At 60.3% G+C, this 19,981-nt stretch carries 20 protein-coding genes; 5 read left to right on the plus strand and 15 right to left on the minus strand.

Annotated features, from left to right (window positions below):
• The first annotated feature begins 34 nt into the window (after positions 1–34).
• Both AB4O45_RS03785 and AB4O45_RS03790 read left to right on the plus strand, forming a co-directional pair.
• On the plus strand, positions 35–1,561 hold the full coding sequence (locus AB4O45_RS03785; protein WP_460161085.1) for an FAD-dependent oxidoreductase: 1,527 nt from the start codon (positions 35–37) through the stop codon (positions 1,559–1,561).
• Positions 1,562–1,683: 122 nt separating this feature from the next.
• Positions 1,684–2,127 carry a hypothetical protein gene (locus AB4O45_RS03790; RefSeq protein WP_150634883.1) on the plus strand — a complete coding sequence of 148 codons (444 nt, stop codon included), beginning with the start codon at positions 1,684–1,686 and terminating at the stop codon, positions 2,125–2,127.
• Positions 2,128–2,223: 96 nt separating this feature from the next.
• On the opposite strand, the gene hemB is transcribed toward AB4O45_RS03790, so the two are convergent.
• Both hemB and AB4O45_RS03800 read right to left on the minus strand, forming a co-directional pair.
• Entirely contained in the window at positions 2,224–3,198 is a 975-nt protein-coding gene (gene hemB, locus AB4O45_RS03795; RefSeq protein ID WP_460161086.1) for a porphobilinogen synthase, read from the minus strand.
• Between the two features lie 255 nt (positions 3,199–3,453).
• Positions 3,454–4,152 carry a glutathione binding-like protein gene (locus AB4O45_RS03800; RefSeq protein WP_122611212.1) on the minus strand — a complete coding sequence of 233 codons (699 nt, stop codon included), beginning with the start codon at positions 4,150–4,152 and terminating at the stop codon, positions 3,454–3,456.
• Between the two features lie 282 nt (positions 4,153–4,434).
• Between AB4O45_RS03800 and AB4O45_RS03805 the strand changes: the two genes are divergently transcribed.
• Positions 4,435–5,109, plus strand: coding sequence for a histidine phosphatase family protein (locus AB4O45_RS03805; RefSeq protein WP_252876612.1), 675 nt, complete (start codon positions 4,435–4,437; stop codon positions 5,107–5,109).
• 108 nt (positions 5,110–5,217) lie between these two features.
• Here the strand turns inward: AB4O45_RS03805 and mnmH are convergent, their stop codons facing one another.
• The 10 genes from mnmH to AB4O45_RS03855 form a co-directional block, all read right to left on the minus strand.
• Entirely contained in the window at positions 5,218–6,321 is a 1,104-nt protein-coding gene (mnmH, locus tag AB4O45_RS03810) for a tRNA 2-selenouridine(34) synthase MnmH (protein ID WP_095182140.1), read from the minus strand.
• Positions 6,321–7,355, minus strand: coding sequence for a selenide, water dikinase SelD (gene selD / locus AB4O45_RS03815; RefSeq protein ID WP_095182141.1), 1,035 nt, complete (start codon positions 7,353–7,355; stop codon positions 6,321–6,323). The genes mnmH and selD overlap by 1 nt, the downstream gene beginning before the upstream one ends.
• A gap of 172 nt (positions 7,356–7,527) precedes the next feature.
• Positions 7,528–8,637: a hypothetical protein gene (locus tag AB4O45_RS03820; protein ID WP_460161087.1), complete on the minus strand. Its 1,110-nt coding sequence runs from the start codon at positions 8,635–8,637 to the stop codon at positions 7,528–7,530.
• On the minus strand, positions 8,627–9,052 hold the full coding sequence (locus AB4O45_RS03825) for a hypothetical protein (RefSeq protein WP_460161088.1): 426 nt from the start codon (positions 9,050–9,052) through the stop codon (positions 8,627–8,629). The genes AB4O45_RS03820 and AB4O45_RS03825 overlap by 11 nt, the downstream gene beginning before the upstream one ends.
• Positions 9,053–9,112: 60 nt before the next feature.
• Complete coding sequence (locus AB4O45_RS03830; protein WP_460161089.1) at positions 9,113–12,217, minus strand: toxin VasX; 3,105 nt, start codon at positions 12,215–12,217, stop codon at positions 9,113–9,115.
• Entirely contained in the window at positions 12,214–13,080 is an 867-nt protein-coding gene (locus tag AB4O45_RS03835; RefSeq protein WP_460161090.1) for a DUF4123 domain-containing protein, read from the minus strand. Before AB4O45_RS03835 ends, AB4O45_RS03830 begins: the two co-directional genes overlap by 4 nt.
• Complete coding sequence (gene tssI / locus AB4O45_RS03840; protein WP_460161091.1) at positions 13,077–15,080, minus strand: type VI secretion system tip protein TssI/VgrG; 2,004 nt, start codon at positions 15,078–15,080, stop codon at positions 13,077–13,079. Before tssI ends, AB4O45_RS03835 begins: the two co-directional genes overlap by 4 nt.
• Positions 15,081–15,350: 270 nt before the next feature.
• Positions 15,351–16,307 (minus strand): quinone oxidoreductase family protein, encoded by a 957-nt coding sequence (locus AB4O45_RS03845; RefSeq protein ID WP_122880149.1) that lies wholly within the window; start codon positions 16,305–16,307, stop codon positions 15,351–15,353.
• Between the two features lie 31 nt (positions 16,308–16,338).
• Positions 16,339–16,512, minus strand: coding sequence for a DUF1427 family protein (locus AB4O45_RS03850; protein ID WP_073471384.1), 174 nt, complete (start codon positions 16,510–16,512; stop codon positions 16,339–16,341).
• Between the two features lie 211 nt (positions 16,513–16,723).
• A complete protein-coding gene (locus AB4O45_RS03855; RefSeq protein WP_217862965.1) occupies positions 16,724–17,491 on the minus strand; it encodes an AraC family transcriptional regulator in 768 nt (255 codons plus the stop codon).
• 146 nt (positions 17,492–17,637) lie between these two features.
• Here AB4O45_RS03855 and AB4O45_RS03860 point away from each other — a divergent pair, with 146 nt between their 5' ends.
• The gene (locus AB4O45_RS03860; RefSeq protein ID WP_016775403.1) at positions 17,638–17,865 is read left to right on the plus strand and encodes a DUF6555 family protein; all 228 of its coding nucleotides are present in this window, start codon (positions 17,638–17,640) and stop codon (positions 17,863–17,865) included.
• Between the two features lie 49 nt (positions 17,866–17,914).
• A complete protein-coding gene (locus AB4O45_RS03865; protein WP_056791362.1) occupies positions 17,915–18,187 on the plus strand; it encodes a hypothetical protein in 273 nt (90 codons plus the stop codon).
• Positions 18,188–18,209: 22 nt separating this feature from the next.
• On the opposite strand, the gene AB4O45_RS03870 is transcribed toward AB4O45_RS03865, so the two are convergent.
• The 3 genes from AB4O45_RS03870 to AB4O45_RS03880 all read right to left on the minus strand — a co-directional run bounded on the left by AB4O45_RS03870 (position 18,210) and on the right by AB4O45_RS03880 (position 19,973).
• Positions 18,210–18,377: a metallothionein gene (locus AB4O45_RS03870; protein WP_016775405.1), complete on the minus strand. Its 168-nt coding sequence runs from the start codon at positions 18,375–18,377 to the stop codon at positions 18,210–18,212.
• A gap of 654 nt (positions 18,378–19,031) precedes the next feature.
• Positions 19,032–19,484: a DMT family transporter gene (locus AB4O45_RS03875; protein WP_041477232.1), complete on the minus strand. Its 453-nt coding sequence runs from the start codon at positions 19,482–19,484 to the stop codon at positions 19,032–19,034.
• Positions 19,485–19,487: 3 nt separating this feature from the next.
• Positions 19,488–19,973, minus strand: coding sequence for a DMT family transporter (locus tag AB4O45_RS03880; RefSeq protein ID WP_110603826.1), 486 nt, complete (start codon positions 19,971–19,973; stop codon positions 19,488–19,490).
• Positions 19,974–19,981 lie beyond the last annotated feature (8 nt).

Raw genomic sequence — 19,981 nt, forward strand, 5'->3', positions numbered from 1 at the left:
CATACTTGCTGCACAGCCACAGGAGGACAGCCCCATGAACCGCAGCGACGTGCTGATCATCGGCGCCGGCCCGACCGGTCTGGTCCTGGCGCTGTGGCTGAGCAAACTCGGCGTGCGCGTGCGCATCATCGACAAGACCTCGGCGCCAGGCACCACTTCCCGCGCTCTGGCCGTGCAGGCACGCACCCTCGAGCTGTATCGCCAACTCGACCTCGCCGACACCATCGTGCGTCGCGGCCATCAGGTCGCTGCGGCGAATTTCTGGGTCAACGGCAAACCGGTCGCGCACCTGCCCCTCAAGCGCATCGGCGAAGGCCTGACGCCTTACGCGTTTGTCGAGATTTTCCCGCAGGACGAGCACGAACGGCTGTTGCTCGAGCGCCTCGAAGATTACGGCGTCAGTGTGGAGCGCAATACCGCACTGGACAGCTTCGAGGAAACCGGCGACACCCTCACCGCCCACCTGCGCCTGCCCGATGGCCGGCAGGAAGTCTGTCAGGCCTGCTATCTGGCCGGTTGCGACGGCGCCCGTTCGGTGGTGCGCAAAGCCCTCGACACCGACTTCCCCGGCGGCACCTATCAGCAGATTTTCTACGTCGCCGATATCACGGCCAGCGGCCCGGCGCTCAATGGCGAGTTGCATCTGGACCTGGACCAAGCGGATTTTCTCGCGGTGTTTCCACTGGCCGGCGAAGGCCGCGCGCGACTGATCGGCACGGTGCGTGACGAACGCGCCGAGCGTGCCGAAACCCTGCAATTTGCCGACGTCAGCAGCCGCGCCATCGAACACCTGAAAGTGCATATCGAAGACGTGCACTGGTTCTCCACCTACCGCGTGCATCACCGCGTGGCCGAGCACTTTCGCAACGGCCGGGCGTTTCTGCTCGGCGATGCCGCCCATGTACACAGTCCGGCCGGTGGCCAGGGCATGAACACGGGCATTGGCGATGCAATCAATCTAGCCTGGAAGCTCGCCGCCGTGCTCAGCGGTGGTGCCGAACCGAAACTGCTCGACACCTACGAAACCGAGCGCATCGCCTTCGCTCGCCGACTAGTCTCCACCACCGACAAGGTCTTCAGTTTCGTCACCGCGCAGGGTCGCATGGCCGATCTGCTACGGATGCGTGTGGCGCCGTTTCTGCTGCCGAAAATGGCCGGGTTCGAAGCCAGCCGCGAATTCCTGTTTCGCACGGTCTCGCAAGTCACCCTCAACTATCGCGGCATGCCACTGAGCCAGGGTGAAGCCGGCCACGTGCACGGCGGCGACCGCTTGCCGTGGGCGCATGATGGCGAAGGGGATAATTTCGAACCGCTACGGCAGCCATGCTGGCAGGTGCATGTCTATGGCGACACCAGCGACGAGATGATCGCCTGGTGCGCCGAACACCACTTGCCGCTGCACGTCTTCGACTGGCGCCCGGCGTTTGAAACGGCGGGATTGGGGCGCAACGGATTTTATCTGTTGCGGCCGGATACCTATGTGGCGATTGCCGATAGCAGCGCCGATCCGAAGGTGATCGAACGCTACTTCCTCGATCACGGCATCCGGCCTTTTCAGTGACCTTCACACTTTGTTGGCCAGCCATTCGTCGGAAAGACCTGAACACCTGTCAACTCTGACAGTGGACGCATTGCGCAGCGCCACCTCTAATCATTGCTCACCGTTTTCAAGGAGCAATCAAGATGGAACTGTCCACCGCAGACCAAGTGCAAGACATAGAGGTCACTGGAACATTAAACGCACTGTTCGAAGTCGCCGACCACCAACCTTTAAATGCTGCTTTGATCGAGTTGCGTTCAACCCAGCGGGTAAAATATGAGTTCCGAGGGAGAACGGAGGCCAACGACAGGTCTTTTATATTTCAAATTTTCAGCGATCTGGAAGATGGAACATATGAAATACCTTCGACCTACTACCAGTACGCCGCATTCTACTTTGCAAATCATGCAGGTTGGACGTACGCATCGCCCAATCAATCAATCTTGCATCTAACGATTTCTGAAAATAAAACTCGTTTCAGTGGAGTAATCAAAGCTGATTTCGATCCAGTCGAACACAAAACTGGTGCTTCAACGCTGTATGTCACTGCGTCGCTAGGTGTCAAACTCAGCAAAGCTCTTTTCTGATAAAAATCGGATCATGGAGACGATCGCAACCTGACGCCTCTGCCTACAAGGAGCAACCATTCCATATAGGCAATGCTGCAAGTTGCGATTCCTTTCTCAGATCCCCGCCAACGCCAGATCCATCGCAAAGTAAGTGAAGATCAGATCCGCCCCCGCACGCTTGATTGCGCCAAGGCTTTCGCGGACCACGCGATCCTCATCGATCGCCCCAGCCTGGGCGCCGAACTTGATCATCGCGTACTCGCCGCTGACCTGATACGCCGCCAGTGGCAGGTTCGAGGCCTGGCGGATGTCGCGGATGATGTCGAGGTAAGCACCGGCCGGTTTGACCATCAGCGCATCGGCACCTTCCTGCTCATCGAGCAGCGATTCGCGCAGGGCTTCGCGGCGGTTCATCGGGTTCATCTGATAGCTTTTGCGATCGCCCTTGAGCGCGCTGCCGCCGGCCTCGCGGAACGGGCCGTAGAGTGCCGAAGCGAATTTGGTCGAGTAGGCCATGATCGGAATCTGCGTGAAGCCGGCAGCGTCGAGCGCCTGGCGAATCGCGCGCACCTGGCCGTCCATCGCCGCCGACGGCGCAATCACGTCAGCACCGGCGCGGGCGGCCGCTACGGCTTGTTTGCCGAGGTTGATCAGGGTCTGGTCATTGTCGACTTCGTGGTTGTGCATCACGCCGCAATGGCCGTGATCGGTGTATTCGCAGAAGCAGGTGTCGGACATCACGATCATTTCCGGCACGGCGTCCTTGGCAATGCGCGACATGCGCGACACCAGACCGTCTTCGCGCCAGGTGTCGCTGCCGTTGGCATCGAGATGATGGGACACGCCAAAGGTCATCACAGACTTGATCCCGGCACGGGCATAGCGCTCGATTTCACTGGCCAGTTTACGCTCGGGGATGCGCTGCACGCCGGGCATGCTGGTGATCGGCACGAAGTCGTCGATGTCTTCCTCGACGAAGATTGGCAGGACCAGATCGTTCAGGCTGAACTCGGTTTCCTGGAACAGACTGCGCAGGCTCTCATTGCGGCGCAGACGGCGGGGACGTGCTTCGGGGAACTGACTGGACATGGGGCCTTTCCTGAAAACAGCGGATGAGACGAAAGTCGTAGGGGGCGAAGCTTATGCCTTGCGGCGGGTGCGGGACAAACCTGGATCGATCAAGAGAGCGTTACCGGGCTTGTAATAATCCTGCATGTACATTTCAAATTCCTGTGGGAGCTGGCTTGCCAGCGATGGCGGCAGGTCAGTCACCAATGAGGTTGACTGTGCTGGCTTCATCGCTGGCAAGCCAGCTCCCACAGGGGGCATGTGTACAACTGAAAGTCAGGATGGGATGGTCAGGCCGCGGATGACGGCCGGGCGAGCTAGAAACCGCTCCAGCACTCGGGTGACATTGGGGAAATTCTGAATGCCGACCAGATCCCCGGCCTCATAAAACCCGAGAAGATTGCGCACCCACGGGAACGTGGCGATGTCGGCGATGGTGTAGCGCTCGCCCATGATCCAGTCGCGGCCTTCGAGGCGAGTGTTGAGCACATTCAGCAGGCGTTTGCTCTCCTCGACATACCGATCGCGGGGACGCTTGTCCTCGTAATCCTTGCCGGCGAATTTGTTGAAGAAACCGAGCTGGCCGAACATCGGGCCGATGCCGCCCATCTGCCACATCAGCCATTGGATGGTCTCGTAGCGCAGCGCGCCTTCCTGAGCGAGCAGCTGGCCGCTCTTGTCGGCCAGATAAATCAGGATCGCGCCGGATTCGAACAGCGGCAGCGGTTTATCTTCAGGGCCATGTGGGTCAAGGATCGCCGGGATCTTGTTGTTCGGGTTCAGCGAGAGAAATTCCGCCGAGGTCTGGTCGTTGGTGTCGAAACCGACGCGGTGCGGCTCATACGGCAGGCCAATCTCTTCGAGCATGATCGACACTTTGACGCCGTTGGGGGTCGGCAGGGAGTAGAGCTGAATCCAGTCCGGGTACTGCGCCGGCCATTTCTGAGTAATCGGGAATGCAGACAGATCGGTCATTGGAAGCATCCAGTCACAAATTGAAAACCGATCATAAAGTAGGCCTGCCGCTGCGCCTACACGAACCGTAACATCCTGTCGCTAACCTGCCTGCATGCCCGCAAAGGTTGCCGTTAGAGTGCTGCGCACTGGCCCGGATCGAACCAAACGGGCATTACAGGACTCTGAGTTATGCTTTCTCGCAGAGGAAGCTGTTTATGACAGGGAAACACCCGGTGCTGGGAGCCCGCGGTGCCAAGGTTTGTCAGCCTTAACCGCTTTTGCTGAAGAACCCTCGAATTGATGACGAATCTGATGAGTTTCGCCAAACGTTTCAAACATCGCGCGTACGTGGCCCTGCCCTCCCTGCTGGCAGTCAGCGCGCTGTTTCTGTCTCTCGAATCCAGCGAAAGCCGCGCCCAACCGGCGGACGGCACACAGACGCTGGTGTTCCTGCGCCACGCGGAAAAGCCCGAAGGCGGCCTCGGCCAGCTCAACTGCCAGGGCCTGAACCGCGCTATCGACCTGTCGACGCTGCTGCCGGAAAAATTCGGCAAGGCCGATTACGTATTCGCCGCCAACCCGACGCGCAACGTCGAGGAAGGCGAGCTGGATAATTCCTACAGCTACATTCGTCCGCTGATGACCATCAGCCCGGCCGCGATCAAGCTCGGCCTGCCGGTGAACATCGAATTCTCTGCCAACGACACCAGCGATCTGGCCCGCGAGCTGCTGGACGAGAAGTATCACAACTCGACGATCTACACCGCCTGGTCCCACGGTTATCTGCCGGATCTGATCAACAAGGTCGCCGGCAACGCAGTGGGCGAGCGACAGAACATCACCGATGACTGGGCCGGCGATGACTTCGATTCGCTGTATGTGCTGACCCTGAAGTGGCACAACGGCAAGGCCAGTTTGCAGAGCCACATCTACAAACAGGGACTGGATAACGGCAAGGACACTTGCCCGACCTGAGTTTGTATCGCCTGACCTTGCGTCTTCGCGAGCAGGCTCGCCCCCACAGGGAAACGCATTTCAACTGTGGGAGCGAGCCTGCTCGCGAAGAGGCCAGTTGCTTGCACCTCAAGCCTTCTGACTCACCCTCGCACGCAAATACTCGATCACCGCCTGACGCTCCCCGGCAAACTCGATCCGCCCGCCCTTCTTCTCGCGCTGGAAGACATACATCGGGTCGTAATACTCACGCAGCAAACCCTCGATCCAGCCGCGATGCAGGTCCACCGCGCCGCTGCGGCCCTGCTCGGCCAGCGCCTGCTCCATCAACACCAGCATCCGCGAATGGCGCTCACCGCCGAGGCGTTTCTGTACGTTGTTGAGGCTTTCCAGCAGACGTTCGGAAAACAAGGCAAAACCGTTTTCGCCGTGCAGCGAAGCAAACTCCGCCGACAGATCGATGACGTAATCACGCAGGATCCGCTCGACACGGTGCTCGAAACGATCCTCCAGCCAGACCATCGGGTACTGCTGCATGCCCTGATACAGCGGCAGCGGCAAGGCGCAACTGCCGACCACACGGCTCTCGTCTTCGAGCACAAACTGCTCGATCCCGGCATCGCGTTTCTTCAGGAAGTCGATCGCCAGGCGATTCTCGAAATCGATGTTCGACGGCTGCCCGGTAGCGCGTTTGCCGAAACTGGAGCCGCGATGGTTGGCGTGGCCTTCCAGATCGACACCGTTGCGCAACTGCACCAGCACTTCGGTCTTGCCGGTGCCGGTCATGCCGCCGAGCAAAACAAAATCACACTGCGCGATGGCCTGCTCAAGGGTGTCGATCAAAAAGCTGCGCATCGCCTTGTAGCCGCCGCCGACACGCGGATAGTCGATGCCGGCCTCGTCGCGCAGCCACTGCTGGGTGATCTGCGAGCGCAGACCGCCGCGAAAACAGTACAGATAACCATCGGGATGAGCCCGGGCGAAGTCGGCCCAGGCCTGGATGCGCTCGGCCTTGACTGCGCCGGACACCATTTGATGGCCCAGCTCGATCGCCGCCTGCTGGCCATGCTGCTTGTAGCAGGTGCCGATCTTCTGCCGTTCCAGATCATTCATCAGCGGCAGATTGACCACGCCGGGGAACGCGCCTTTGTGAAACTCGACCGGCGCGCGGGCATCCATCATTGGCCGGTCGTTGAGGAAAATATCGCGGTAGTCGGTGCAGTCGCGGAGCATCAAATCACCTCGACCGCGTTCGTCTGTCGCTCAATCAGTTCGCCGATCGGCGCAAGGTTCAGACCCAGTTCGGCGGCGACGCCGAGGAACTCGTCATTGCCTTCAGGCGTGACCGCAATCAGCAGACCGCCGCTGGTCTGCGGATCGCACAGCACGCGTTTGTGCAACTCCTGCACGCGGCCAACCTTGCTCGAATAGCTGTCGAAGTTGCGCAGCGTACCGCCCGGCACGCAGCCCTGATCGAGGTAGTACTCGACGCTGTCCAGACGCGGCACGCGGTCGTAGGCGATGCGCGCGGTCAACTGGCTGCCATCGGCCATTTCCACCAGATGCCCGAGCAGGCCGAAACCGGTGACGTCAGTCATCGCGGTGACGCCGGCGAGTTTGCCGAAACGGCTGCCAGGCTTGTTCAGGGTGCACATCCAGTCGCGGGCGACACCGACGTCGGCGGCGCGCAACTTGCCCTTCTTTTCGGCGGTGGTGAGGATGCCGATGCCCAACGGTTTGGTCAGGTACAACAGGCAACCGGCGGTAGCGGTGTCGTTGCGTTTCATGTGGCGCTTTTCCACAAGCCCGGTGACGGCGAGGCCGAAGATCGGCTCCGGCGCATCGATCGAATGCCCCCCCGCCAGTGGAATACCCGCCGCGTCGCACACCGAGCGACCGCCACGAATCACTTCCCGCGCCACTTCCGGCGCCAGCACATTCACCGGCCAGCCGAGGATCGCGATCGCCATCAACGGATCGCCGCCCATCGCATAGATATCGCTGATCGCATTGGTTGCGGCGATGCGGCCGAAGTCGAACGGGTCATCGACAATCGGCATGAAGAAATCGGTGGTCGACACCACCCCGCGCTCGGCATCGATCGCATACACCGCCGCGTCATCGCGCGAGGCGTTGCCGACCCAGAGTTTTGGATCAAGGTTCTGTGCGCCGCTGCCGGCGAGGATCACTTCCAGCACCTGCGGGGAAATCTTGCAGCCACAACCGGCGCCATGGCTGTATTGGGTCAGACGAATCGGCTCGCTCATGGGAGAGTCTCTGGCAATGAATGGGGCGGATTCTAGCAGAGCGCGAGAGCGCAGATTTTTGTGCTGACCGAGCGGCCCCTTCGCGAGCAGGCTCGCTCCCACATTTGTAGCGTGGTCTCCTGTGGGAGCGAGCCCGCTCGCGAAAGCTATCGAACCTGCCTGCACCGCCCAGTCAGCCCCGCCTGCAAACCTCAGCAAAAATCTGCGTAATCGGCCGATGCGGCTGGCGCTTGTGCATCCGCCGCACTTGTTCGCTTAGTCGCAACAACTCTTCACTGGGCTTGGCCCATTGCTCTTTCGGCAGCGGCTCGGACCAGGCGCGCATAACTTCCGGCAACGCCTGCTTGCCGATTCTTTCCAGACGGCGCACTTCCCATTCGACCAGACGATTGGGAATCGTCCATAAAGTCATGACGTGATACAGGTACCAAAAAAATCCCGACAACCGCGAGCGGCGGCCTTCACGGATCTGCTGATGCATCCGCGCGCGGGCGTTACGAAAAGTGTGCAGGCCTTCGTGGGGTGGGTCGTCTGGGCCTTGAAGGTCTTGCAAATCCTGAATCGATTTGAGGTCGTTGACTTCGTACTCCATGTAACCGCGAATCGCTTCCCAATGGCTGATCGCGAGCTCCAGGCCGGCGCATTGGAATTCCTGGCTTATGAGGGTTTCACCTTGGTAGAAACCGATGCCCATGCCGTATTGGCGGTGGATGCCGAACTGGGTGGCGCCTTTGGCTTCGATGATCCAGGCAGACAGCGATTCCCATGGGACGAAGACTGGCTCGATGGCGCCTTCGGGCATGAAGCAGACTTCGCGGCGTTGACGGTTGAAGCGGGTTGGGATGAGGGAGAGACGTTTTTTGTGGTGGTGATGCCAGACACCAATACCGATGAGCAAGATCAAGGGACCGCAAAATAATTCATTTTCCAACCCCACTTCGAATATTCCAACCATTGATTCCCAAATCGCCTCGTTTCCATAGCCAAAAAGAATCCCTAGCAAGCCCGTGAACAAAGGAAATAAAACGAGAACCATAAAAGTTCCTGCGGTCGTCCCGCCGAGAATCAACTGCCACGTAAATGCCTCTGGCAATCCGAGACCAAAGTCCATGTAACCTTGGTTCAATTCCCCGATGTGAGGCCCATAAGGTGGTATAGGTGCTGGCAATGGCAAAGGTGATAGATAGGTAATTTTCCCGCTTGGGAACGGCTCAATATCGCCCGCTTTTTTAATCCCCTCATATTCCGAACTGGAAAGAGGATTACTGCGATTATTCAGCATGGTCAGCCCATTCGAGATAGTGAGTTTCTACCAGTAGAACCGGAGGGTTCTCCTTGACCGAACCCGGAACCACTACAGCAAAATGGCCGGTATCCCGGGGGGCGATATGAATCACACGAGTTCGTGACTCCGACTCGCCTTTGCCATTGACGGTCTGGATACATATGGCAAGTTCGAGCGTTTCCTTTGCAGGCGTATAGTCAGAATCGGGACGGATTGGGTACTGAAGACAAAGCACCAAACCATCTGGTGATGACTTCACGATTCGCAGACTGCTCAATATCTCCTCACTGATGACTTCCTTGCGCACTTGCGGCACACCGCGACCATGCAGCGGTGCAACAAGTCGATGGGCACCGATTCCCAAGCGTTGACTCGGTTTACCGTTTAACGGCGGCAGAAGATCATTTAGCATCAGCCTCGGCAGAACCAAATGAATATCACTGGGTTTGGCGCCAAATAATAAAGTCTTCAGTCAGGTATCACTGGGATCAGGTCCTGATTGGGCGTAAGGAGCGTGTATCAAAAACGCCAGATAATTTTGATAGTCATCCAGGGAGTGGTCACCGCGCATCTCTTCATCACGGCTCCAGGGCGTGATTTTCAACCACTTGTCGTGTGCAGAGAGATTGTACCGATTGAACAGCCATGTCCCGGCGAACTCTAGCACCGTGAACAACGCACCAGCCAAATTGAATCGAAAAAATACAGTAGAAAGACGTGTGCCAGCGGCGGCCCAAGCAGTTGCTCGCGCCGAACGGTTCGGTGCAGTTAAAATTTTAATGGAGGCAGATACTGTATTACCAAACCCGTAGCCACTAGTCGCAATCATGCCTGCCGCGCCCGAGGTCGCCATCGCAGCTGCTCTCTGCTCAGATTGAGTACCACTTCGAACCGCGTCTTGCCACTTTCGATCTTTGATTCTGAAGCTGGTTAAGGAAGTTCTCAAACTCAAAAGATAGGTAAACATGCCCAACCCAACATGCAACTTTCCCATCTGCACATGAACCTGTTGCAGCGCCTCAACCTGCATACCGGCAATAAGACTCGCGCTTCGAGCCTTGAGCGCAGTATCGGCAAGCCCTTGCGCAGCGGTAAATCCGGCTGCGCCTGTCGCGATAATGGCAGCAAAAAAATCCGCCCGTTTCTTCCTGTCCCTCGTCTGCTTCATCACCTCTCGATAAGCCCCCACCAAATTCACCACCTGCACCAACACCACCACCAACCCCATCCCCTCCGTCCGCACCAGACTCGCCTTCGAAACCCCCGCCACTCCCGCGCGAATGTTCTCCAGCAACCCACGCAATTCCCCGTGCTGCGCCGGCGGAAACACCACCGTCAATCCCGCTTTCGCCGGGGTGGCGCCATACAGTCGCGCCGAGCGATCCGGCAGTTCGTCGATCGGGCTTAACGCTGCCGCAAGGCGGCCTTCGAACAAGGCCAGTTGCGTGCGCACGCGGACGATTTCCTGCTGCATTTCCACCGCCCGGGCGGTTTTGTGGCCCTGGCGGTTTTTGTTGTGGGTGAGCTGGTTGCGTTCGCGGTTGAGGGTTTTCAGGTAGTCGCGTTCGCGCAGCACTTCCTTGATCGTGGCATGCAGCGCCGCTTGCTCTGCCGGGGTGGACACGGTGAAGGTCACGCCGCTGGTTCGTGCGGCGTCGAAGACGCGCAGGCGCAGGGCTTTGGGCAGGCGCTGGAACAGTTCGTCGAGGTCGGGGATTTTCTCGCCGGCAAGATCGAAGCCTTCCAGCGCCCGGCTCAGGCCGAGGTTCAGCGCTGGGCTGTAGGTGTCCTGCACCGCATCGGCGAGGACGCGGCTGTGTGCCGGCAGATCGTCGAGGGCCGGCAACTGCGGATGCTCGATGCTCTGCAACTTGGCCAGCCAGTCCGGCAGGTTGTTGAACATCGCCATGCCGGCGTTGAACAGCGTTGAATATTGCCCGGCCTGTTCGGTCTGCAAGCGCAGCGGCAAGGTGTAGAACAGCGGGCGGGTCAGTTGCGGGTGTTGCTCGAGGTATCCGAGCATTTGCTCATTGGCCGCGTCGCTGCGGCCGATGTCCTTGAGACAGGCGTATTCGCTGGCGAGCGCCTGATCGATCTGCGCCGGCAGTTGCCCGTCGAAATACCAAGCCGAGCGATGGAAACGCCCGGCGCACAGCAGTTGCGCGCGATCGGCGGTGATGCGTTCGAGCAGGCGATTCCAGCGTCCGAGGTTGTCGCGATGACTGTTCAGCACCTCGTCCATGGCCGGGCGGTCGATCAGGTCGTTGATGCCGCGTTTGCCGCTGAGCAATGGGCCGTCGAGCACGTCTTTCATGCGTCGGCTCTGATCCTTGCCGAGGTCGACCAGTGTGTTCAGGTGGCGCTCGACGAAGTCGGCCGGGGCGACTTCAGAAAAATATTCGCGGGTGTAAAAGCGTCGGTCCGCCTCGGCGGTGACGCGAGCGTGCGCGGTGAAATCCGGGGCAACGCCGTCGAAGCGGTTCAGCGCCAGTGACTCGTCCAATGCCTTTTCGCGAAGCTGTTGCAACTCAGGCGTGGCTTCGACTGCAACTGGCTCGACCTCACCACCCTTGTTCAAATAGTCGAGCAGCGCCTGCCGGGTATTTTCCCGATCCGGCTCGGGCAATTGCTCCAGTTCAGCAAACAATGCCTGGGCGCGCGGATCGTCGCTGGCCTTGGCCAGGGTGTCGAAATCCTGAGCGCCGAGCTGGCTCAGCGACTCGATGTAACTGGCCAGCAGATAGTCGCGCTCGTTGTTGTCGGTGTTGCTCCACTGCTCGATCCAGCCGACTACCAGGTCCTGATAATCGGCCAGATCGCGCATTACTCCAAGGTCGTCGTTGACCAGCAGAAACAGCGTGTCGTCCTGATAAGGCCCGCGCACCCGACCGAGAAATTCGCCGATATGCGCCTCGCGAAAACGTCGTGGGTTTTCCCACAGATAAGGTTCGCGTTCGTGCTCGGGCGCATCGCTGACCTGCACCGTCGGCATACGCGTGGCGTCCGCCTCGGCCAGCGGTTTCGCTGTGCAGGCCACTTCCGCCAGCCACTGTTTCGCCTGAGCCACGGTAAGCAGATGCTCGCCGCCGATCAGACAATGCACCGGGCCGAGATCGACCGCCTGCATGAAGTGCTCGCGTTCCTGCGCACTGTCCAGCACCTGTCGGCACTTCGCCGCGCTCAACTGCACGTCGGCGAAGGTCACGTAAAGGGTGCTTTTGCGCGAAAAGATCAACGCCGGACGTTCTTCGATGGCGCTGCGCTGATCCTCGCTGACGCTTTTGCCGCGATGCAGCAATGCGCTGATGACGCCTTCCAGCACGCGGTATTCGTAGAGCTCACCGCTGAGGCTGTCGACGATGTACAGCCAACCGTCGCGCAGGCGGCGGATGCCCATGGGGCGCGTGGTCAGGGTGTACGGCAGCGTGATTTCGGTGCTGGGGTCGAAGGGTTTTTCGACAAGGCCGTACGCGAGGGGCAATAGTTGCACGTGGGTGTTGCGCAAGGGGCAGGCGGCGGGGCCGATGATCGGGGCTTTGGACGCGGCGGCTGCCGCAAGGTCGGCGGGATGGTTCATGGTCGGACTCTTTCAGACGCCCATTGGCGGGCCATTGAAACGGCCAGCGTCAAGCGCTCACCGATCGGTTGCAGGGAGGGCTCGTGTAGCAAGTGCTGGATCTGCGGATGCTGATCCGGATCAGCACCATTGAGAGACGCGACAAGGTTGGCGAAGTAAAGCCATTCCGATTGGCTGCTCAGGCCGAGCGCGCTGGCTTTTGCCTCGATTTGTTCCAGAAGTATCCAACGTTCAGCGATGGTTTCCCCGGTATGAAACCGGGGAAAATATTCAAGCAAATACGCATCGACTTGTAGCAACACCCGCCGCCGATCCACCCGATCCAGCGCGGCATCCTGCTCCGCACTCAACCGATACGGCGCCACCAGCGCCCCACCCTGCCCTTGGCGAGGTCGCTGACAGTGCCAGACTCCCCGCGCGCCATCCGCCGTGACCACACACCCCAGCGGCCCGAACAGACTCGCATCGCCGCTGGCAAACAGCGCCTGCGCCACGGCGGCATCCGCCAGCCGCAACAACACCGGCGAGCCGACCGGCAACTCGACGATCAGCAACTGGCGCAAATGCGCGACGATTTCATGCGCCGGCGCGGCGCTGAACAACAGCACGCCCCATTCCTGTTGGGCATGCTGGCGATAAAACCGCGCCACCGGATCGTCAGCGTCCGCGAGCGCCACCAGCAGCGGCGAGACATCGCGCAGGGCCGAAAACGGTGGCTGGTCGTAGAGCGCAAAAGCGTTGGCGGCGGGGTCGAGCCTTCGCAGTTGCGCCGGTAAATCGGCGATCGTCGCGCCGTCGAGCAGCACAAACGCCTGCTGCTCAGCCCACGGCAAACCTTCAGGCCAATCCGTCAAAAGGCTCATGCCTGGGCCGCCTCGCAAATCAGGCAACGCGAGGTCCGCGTGGTCAGCAGCGCATGCCGTTGCTGCACGGCATCGAACGTCGCCTTGAGCAACGGCGCAGCCCCCGGTAGCAACGGTTCCGCTGGCAGACACACCGTTGGCGCCCCGCCCTGCACCACCGGCACACTGCTGAAAATGCCGGCGGCGCCGACCGTCAGCCAATGCCCGCCAGCAGCCAGGGTGATCTGCAGGCCGCTGTTGAAAACCACCTGCTCGCCCGCGCCGAAATGCAGCTGCTGCGCGGCACTGACGCGCTGGCTGGCGACCCGCACATGCTGCTCGCCCTGCACCCACAGATGATCGTCCTGCTTGAGTTCAGTCAGGCGGTTGCCGTGGGTCAGGTGATGTTCTTCGTCGCGCAACTCAAGGCTGGAAACGCCGCCAATCACTTGGCTGTGCAGGTTGTCGATCTGCACACGCAAGTCGTTGAGCACGTGCTGCACCAAGTCGCGCTGCGCCCTGATGGAGATTTCTTCCGCGCCTTGCCGGTCCTCGATGCGCAGTTCGTTGTAACCACCGCCACCGGGACTGCTCTGGCTGCGCCAGATACTGCGCGTCTGTTGCGCCGGCAGGTCCAGTGGCACCGGGGTTTCGGCGTTGGGCAGGCAGGCGAGCACATACGGTTTGTCCGGATCGCCATCGGTGAAGCCCACCAGCACTTCCATACCGACGCGAGGAATCTGCACGCTGCCGTAGCGGTCATGCGCCCAGGCAGTGGCCACGCGCAGCCAGCAACTTGACTGTTCATCACGCTGGCCGTCGCGATCCCAGAGCATTTGCACTTTCACGCGGCCGTAGGCATCGCTGTAGATTTCTTCGCCGGGCGGGCCGGTCACCACCGCCAACTGACTGCCACTGACGCGCGGTTTGACATGCTTGAGCTGCGGGCGAAACACCACGTCCCACGGCGTCGCGACGAAATGGTTGCGATAGCCCTGACTGAAACCATCTGCGTCAGCCTGCTCGGTGAACGCTTCCTCGAGCACTTGCGGCTGTTTGCCGATGTGCTCGACCTCGCTCAGCAACCATAAATCGTTGCAGTCGGCGCGCGAGTAATCCGCCATGGTCATGAAACTGCCGCCGCGCATCAGCGCCTGATTGCTGCGCCCGTTAGCCAGACGATAGTCGGCACCATGGCGCTCCAGCGCACGCTGGCTGAGGTGCTTGCCGCGCTCGCGATGGGTGAACTGCCCGGGAAACTCATAATCTTCCAGCAGCGGAACGCACGCTGCGCTGACCTTGGCGTCCAACTGCACTGCGGGCTTTTCGAAGTGATAGTCGCGGCGCTCGACGAGGTTGGAGCGTGGCTCCAGGCGCACAGTGAACTGGTCGATAACCGGCGCATCGGCAACCAGGCCGTTGCCCTGCAAATAGCGCGTCGTCACGTCGTGTTTGAGGAACGCCGTTTGATCGTCGCCGAACACCAACAGGTGCGCCTCACGGCGGTGACGGAAGTGAAAGTGCAGACCCTCCTCTTCGCACAGCCTCTGGATGAAGTGCAGATCGGATTCCTGATATTGCACGCAATACACCCGCGCCGGGTACTCGGCGCTGAGCTGAAAATGCCAGGCATCGGCCTGCATACCGTGATCGCTCAACACATTGGCGATGATCTGCGGCACGCTCAGGTTCTGGAAAATCCGCTGATTGCGCCGATGCGCGAGGTAGGCAAGATGTGGCGCCAGGGTGATCTGGTAACGGCTCAGCCGAACACCGCAATCACCTTGGCCGACCCGATAGACCAGCCCGTGCATGCCGCTACCGTCGGCACCGAAACAGAGAAAGGCCGGCCGATGCAGTAAGCCTTCCAGATCCACATCGGGGCGCTCGCTGACCAGCTCGAGATCCAGTTCGTAGGTCTGGTTGAGCACTTCCCGGGTGCGAAAATCGAACACTTGAAGATCGTGGGAAACGCCTTCTATCTCGAGAGTGAAAACAACGGGCCTGCCAGCGATGCGCATCCACCTGTCCCTGTGTCTGAGTGAAAGACGGGACTGTGCAACGGTGCACTGCAATGGGTGAAGTCAGAGGTTTCCCTGTTTTGCCGGTCTGCGAGCGAAAAGGACGTGGCCCACAGAGAAACGCCCTGGATCCTACGGAAATGATCCCGAATCCTATGCCTTTCCCCTGTGGGAGCGAGCCTGCTCGCGAAAACGGTGTGTCAGTCGCCGACGGTTTAACTGATCTACCGTCATCGCGAGCAGGCTCGCTCCCACAGGGATTTGCGTGAATCAGGGCAGCAAGATGATCTTGTCGCCACCACCTTGATTGACCTCAGCATAGCGCGCCGGCCCTTCAGACAGCGGCACCTCCACCAAGCCCTGCGGCAGCGGCAAGCGATCCTCATCGAAGAAGCGCCCGAACTGCTCGAGCATCGCCGCGCACGCCTCGACGCCGTACAACAACGAGTTGATCCCGACCACCGAGCCGCCCTTGCGATACAGCGCCAGCGCCGGCAATTGCACATGGCCGTCGACCGGTGCGGCGATGATGGCGATGCGGCCGAAGGTGGCCAGTGCCGCCACCGAGGCGGGCAGCCAGAAACCGGTGGTGTCGAAAATCACATCGGCGCCGCCGCGATACACCGCGTTGACCTGCGCACCGAGGTCTTCTGGCTTATCCAGTTGAATCGTCTGATAGCCCTGCTGCTGCAGATCCGCGACCTGCTCGGGCCGGCGCGCCGCCGCCAGCAATTGCGCGCCGCGCACTTTTGCCAGGGCCAAAGCCGCAGTTGCCACTGCCCCGCCGCCGATCACCAGCAAGCGCGTGTCGGCGCTGACCAGGCTGCGTTCCAGCGCATCCCACGCCGTGGTGTACGGCACGCCAAGGCTAGCCGCCTGAGCAAAACTCAAATGCGCCGGTTTGTGCGCCACGCCACTGGCCGGCAGTTTGACGAATTGCGCATGGGCGCCGTCGGCGAAGAAGCCCAACTCGCGCCCGGTACCCCAGACTTCCTGACCGATCAGTGCTTGTGGCCCCTCGACCACCACCCCGGCAAAATCCCGCCCCGGAACCCGTGGCAGTGTGGTGTAGGGAAAACGCCCGAGGACGTTTTTCACATCGCTGGGGTTGAGGCCGGCAGCCTTGATCTGCACCAGCACTTCATCGGCGCCGGGCACCGGGGTCGGAACGTCGACGAAGCGCAGGGAAGACAGGTCGCCGGTCTGATCGAATTGCAACGCTTTCATGGGCACATCCACCGAAAAGAAAAAGGGAAATTCAGGACAACCAGCCAGCGACCAGTTGCCGGCCCAGCGGCCACAACTGCTCACCGGCCAACATGCCAAGCAGACCGACCAGCGCGATGGCCGGTGGGGCGGGAGAACGGAAATCGAGCGCGCCGTAGAGCAGGCCGACGCCCAGGCCAATGGCCAGAGAAATGAGGTAGTTCATGAAAGGAACTCCGCCGCGATAAGTGATGGGCAGAGTCTAGGGAATGAGCCGGAGCGGTATCGGCCAAGGACTTCTGAATTTCGGACAAACCTTCTGCAGCCGCCATAGAACCGTGTGGGAGCGAGCCTGCTCGCGAATGCGGTCTTCCAGTCAGCACTTCATTGCCTGGTGCAAAGCTTTCGCGAGCAGGCTCGCTCCCACATGGATCTGTTCAAGTTGCCGAGAATTGCGAAGGCGCTACGCCAAGTTCCCGGCGAAACATGTCGCTGAAACTGCTCGGTGAATAACCCAGTTCGCGAGCAATGACGCTCACCGCCACGCCTTGAATCAACGCCGCCACCGCCGTCGCCAACTGCACCTGCCGTCGCCATTCGGCGAAGCCCATGCCGAGGCTGTCCTTGAACAAGCGCGCCAGGGTACGCACGCTGGCCCCGGCGTTCTGCGCATGCTGCTCGAACGGGATCTCCAGCGACGGCGCGGCCATCACCGCCTGACACAGATTCATCAAACGCCGGTCGGACTCGTCCGGCAGTGGAATCTTCAGTTGCGAACGCCTGGCCCGGCGCAGCTCCAGCAACGCCAGCCCGACCAGCGCATCGTAATACTCAGCCTCGCCGGCATCGCCCTGCGCCACCAGCCCGACGATCAACTCGCGGAGCAGACCACCGACTTCGATCACCTGCACCGTCGCATCCAGCGTCGCCGCCAGCGCCGGGCGCAGGTAGATATTGCGCATCTGCAAATCCGACACCACCCGAATCCCGTGCGGCACCCCCGGCGGCAACCACACCGCCCGCTGCGGCGGCACCACCAGCGCTTCGTGCGGGGTTTCGACCCACATCACCCCGCTCATCGCATACAGCAACTGCCCCCAGACATGCTCGTGCGGCTCGATGAACAAACCACGCGGATAGGTCCGCGCCAGCGGTTGCACGGGCACATCGGTGTCGGTCAGATCAGGGGGCGCGGCGAGGGCCATGGCGAACGTTCACAGGGGGTTGGCGAAGCCGCCATGGTAACCAGCACGCCGCGCCCTCGCCAACGATAGATACCGTCGGACAATCCGAATGAATTTTCCCGGCACAGCGCGATCCGTTTAATACCACAGGGAGGAATTCGGGCTTTATGAACAACGCAAAACTTTACGTCATCGACTACACACTGCATGGCACCCCCAAGTCGTTCATTATCCGCTCGGACAAAATGGACAACGCCGAAGCCTGGCATTGGGCAAGCTGCGACGCGGGCGTGGGTCGCATCCCGCGCTTCGGCCGCGAGAAAGTGCAAAAAACCAGCAAACCGATGGCAGAAAAATTCGGCCTGGAAAACGTCACCTGGCGCCAGACCAACTGACCCCACCGCCTCCACCGCAGGCTTGGCAATCGACAGGGGGAATCGACCGATGACCGACACTTATCACACGGCCCGACTGGACTACGGCCTGACCACCTTCTTCGGCCAGATCACCAAAACGGTGAATTGCGCAGTCGCACTGGAAACGGTCGCGGATGACCCTTACCGCTTCACCTTGTGCGTCCAGGCACCGGTACCGGAAGACCTCCACCAAGCCAAGGTTGTGGTGGTCAAGGTCGAAGGGCGAACACTGCAAGGCACGGTGAGGCACTTTGAACGACAGGAAGACGACAGTCTGAAAATGGAAGTGGAGCCTGATTAGGCTCCACTTTTTTTTGCCGCGCTTATTTCGGATGAGCGCAACCGCAACCCTTCATCGCACACTCTTCACCGTGTTTGTGGTGATGAGCGCAAGCCTCGCAGCAATAGTGTTTACCGTGTACAGCGTAGGAATGTTCGCCTTCTTTGATCGTGCAGTTGCAGCCCGGGCAGTCGCATTTTTTATCGGACATGGGACAGACTCCTTGCGTAGTGGTTGTCTGAGGCTTGAGTGGTAAGCCGTAGAGGACAGTGTAGAAGGTGGTGTTGCAGGCTGACCAACTGTTGAGAGATTGGGCGACGCAGAGATGGCTTTCGCGAGCAGGCTCGCTCCCACCAGAACGACATCGCGCTGCACAGACCTGCACATGACATCAAAAGCCCCTCACCCTAGCCCTCTCCCAAAGGGAGAGGGGACTGATTGGGGAGTGCTTCAAAAGTACACCGACCTGATCGTGCGTCACCGAATCCATAATCGATAAGGTCTTTCAGTTCGCTGTATAACGCGAAACAACTCGGTCGGCTCCCTCTCCCTCGGGAGAGGGCTGGGGTGAGGGGCGAATCCCGGCACAAAACCAAAGCCAGACACCACCCGCTCCTAACCACTCAACACAATGAGCGCAAGCTCGAGTACCGCCCTTGATCTTGCCGTGCCGGCCCCATCGGCAGGCTGAGTGGAGGGATCGGTCCCGGAGCGAAGAAACCCCGAGCCCCAGCGAGCGGGCCGAACGCCGGGGCCAAGCCTTTTGGTTACTTTTTGGCGTCAGAAAAAGTGACCCGCTGTAAGAGCGGAACCGTAATCAGCAACACCCGCAGCAACGGATATGTACACAGTCAAACAAATAAAATCACTGCGCCTGCCGCGAACTCCGATACATAAACACCAAAGCCACCGCCAGACACACCATCGCCAACATCCGACTCGGAGACAAGCCGATCGCCGGATTCCCCAACCAGCCGAAATTGTCGATCAACATCCCCATCCCCAACTGCCCGACAATCACCGCCACCGTGGCCACAGCCGTCCCGACCACCGGCACCGCACCCACCATCACCATCATGTACACCACGCCGAACAGCGCCCCGGTCAACTGCCACTTCGGCACCTCAAGCAGACTCACCGCCTGCGCCGGCTCGAAAAACAGAATCAACAACCCGGTCACCACCGCGCCCACCGCAAAGGTCAGCAAACTGCTACGCAGCACCCCCACCGTTTCACCCAGACGCCCATTGATCGCGGCCTGCACACTCAACACCGCACCGGCCAATACCACCACCACCAACAAAATCACCAGCCCCATCACTCACCCCCGCGCAATCAGAACCAAAGCCACCACAATCAAGCCCAACGCCAGCCAGCGCTCGCCGTTGACCTTCTTGCGCGTCGCGCCGAACCAGCCGAAATGGTCGATCAGCACACTCTTGCCGACCTGACCGGACAAAATCGCAATCATCGTCATGGCGATGCCGATATGCGGCGTCGCCAGCGTCAGCACCACCACGTAGATCGGCCCGAGAAACCCGCCGATCAACTGCCAGCGCGGCAACTCGGTCAGCGCCGGACCTTTCTGTGGGCCGGCGAACAGCAAGAGCAAAAACAGGATCGCCGAACCCACGCCGAAGATGCTCAACGTCGCCCACAAATGCCCGACCTGCTCACCCAGCGGCCCGAGTAATCCGGCTTCTACCGACAAGCCCATGCCAGCGAGAATCACCAGCGGCAGCAACAGCAGACGCAACACCGAGCTTTTCACCGGTGCAGCAACCACCCCTTCATCCAACGTCTGCATACATAACC

The organism is Pseudomonas sp. S2_B10, assembly GCF_054668425.1.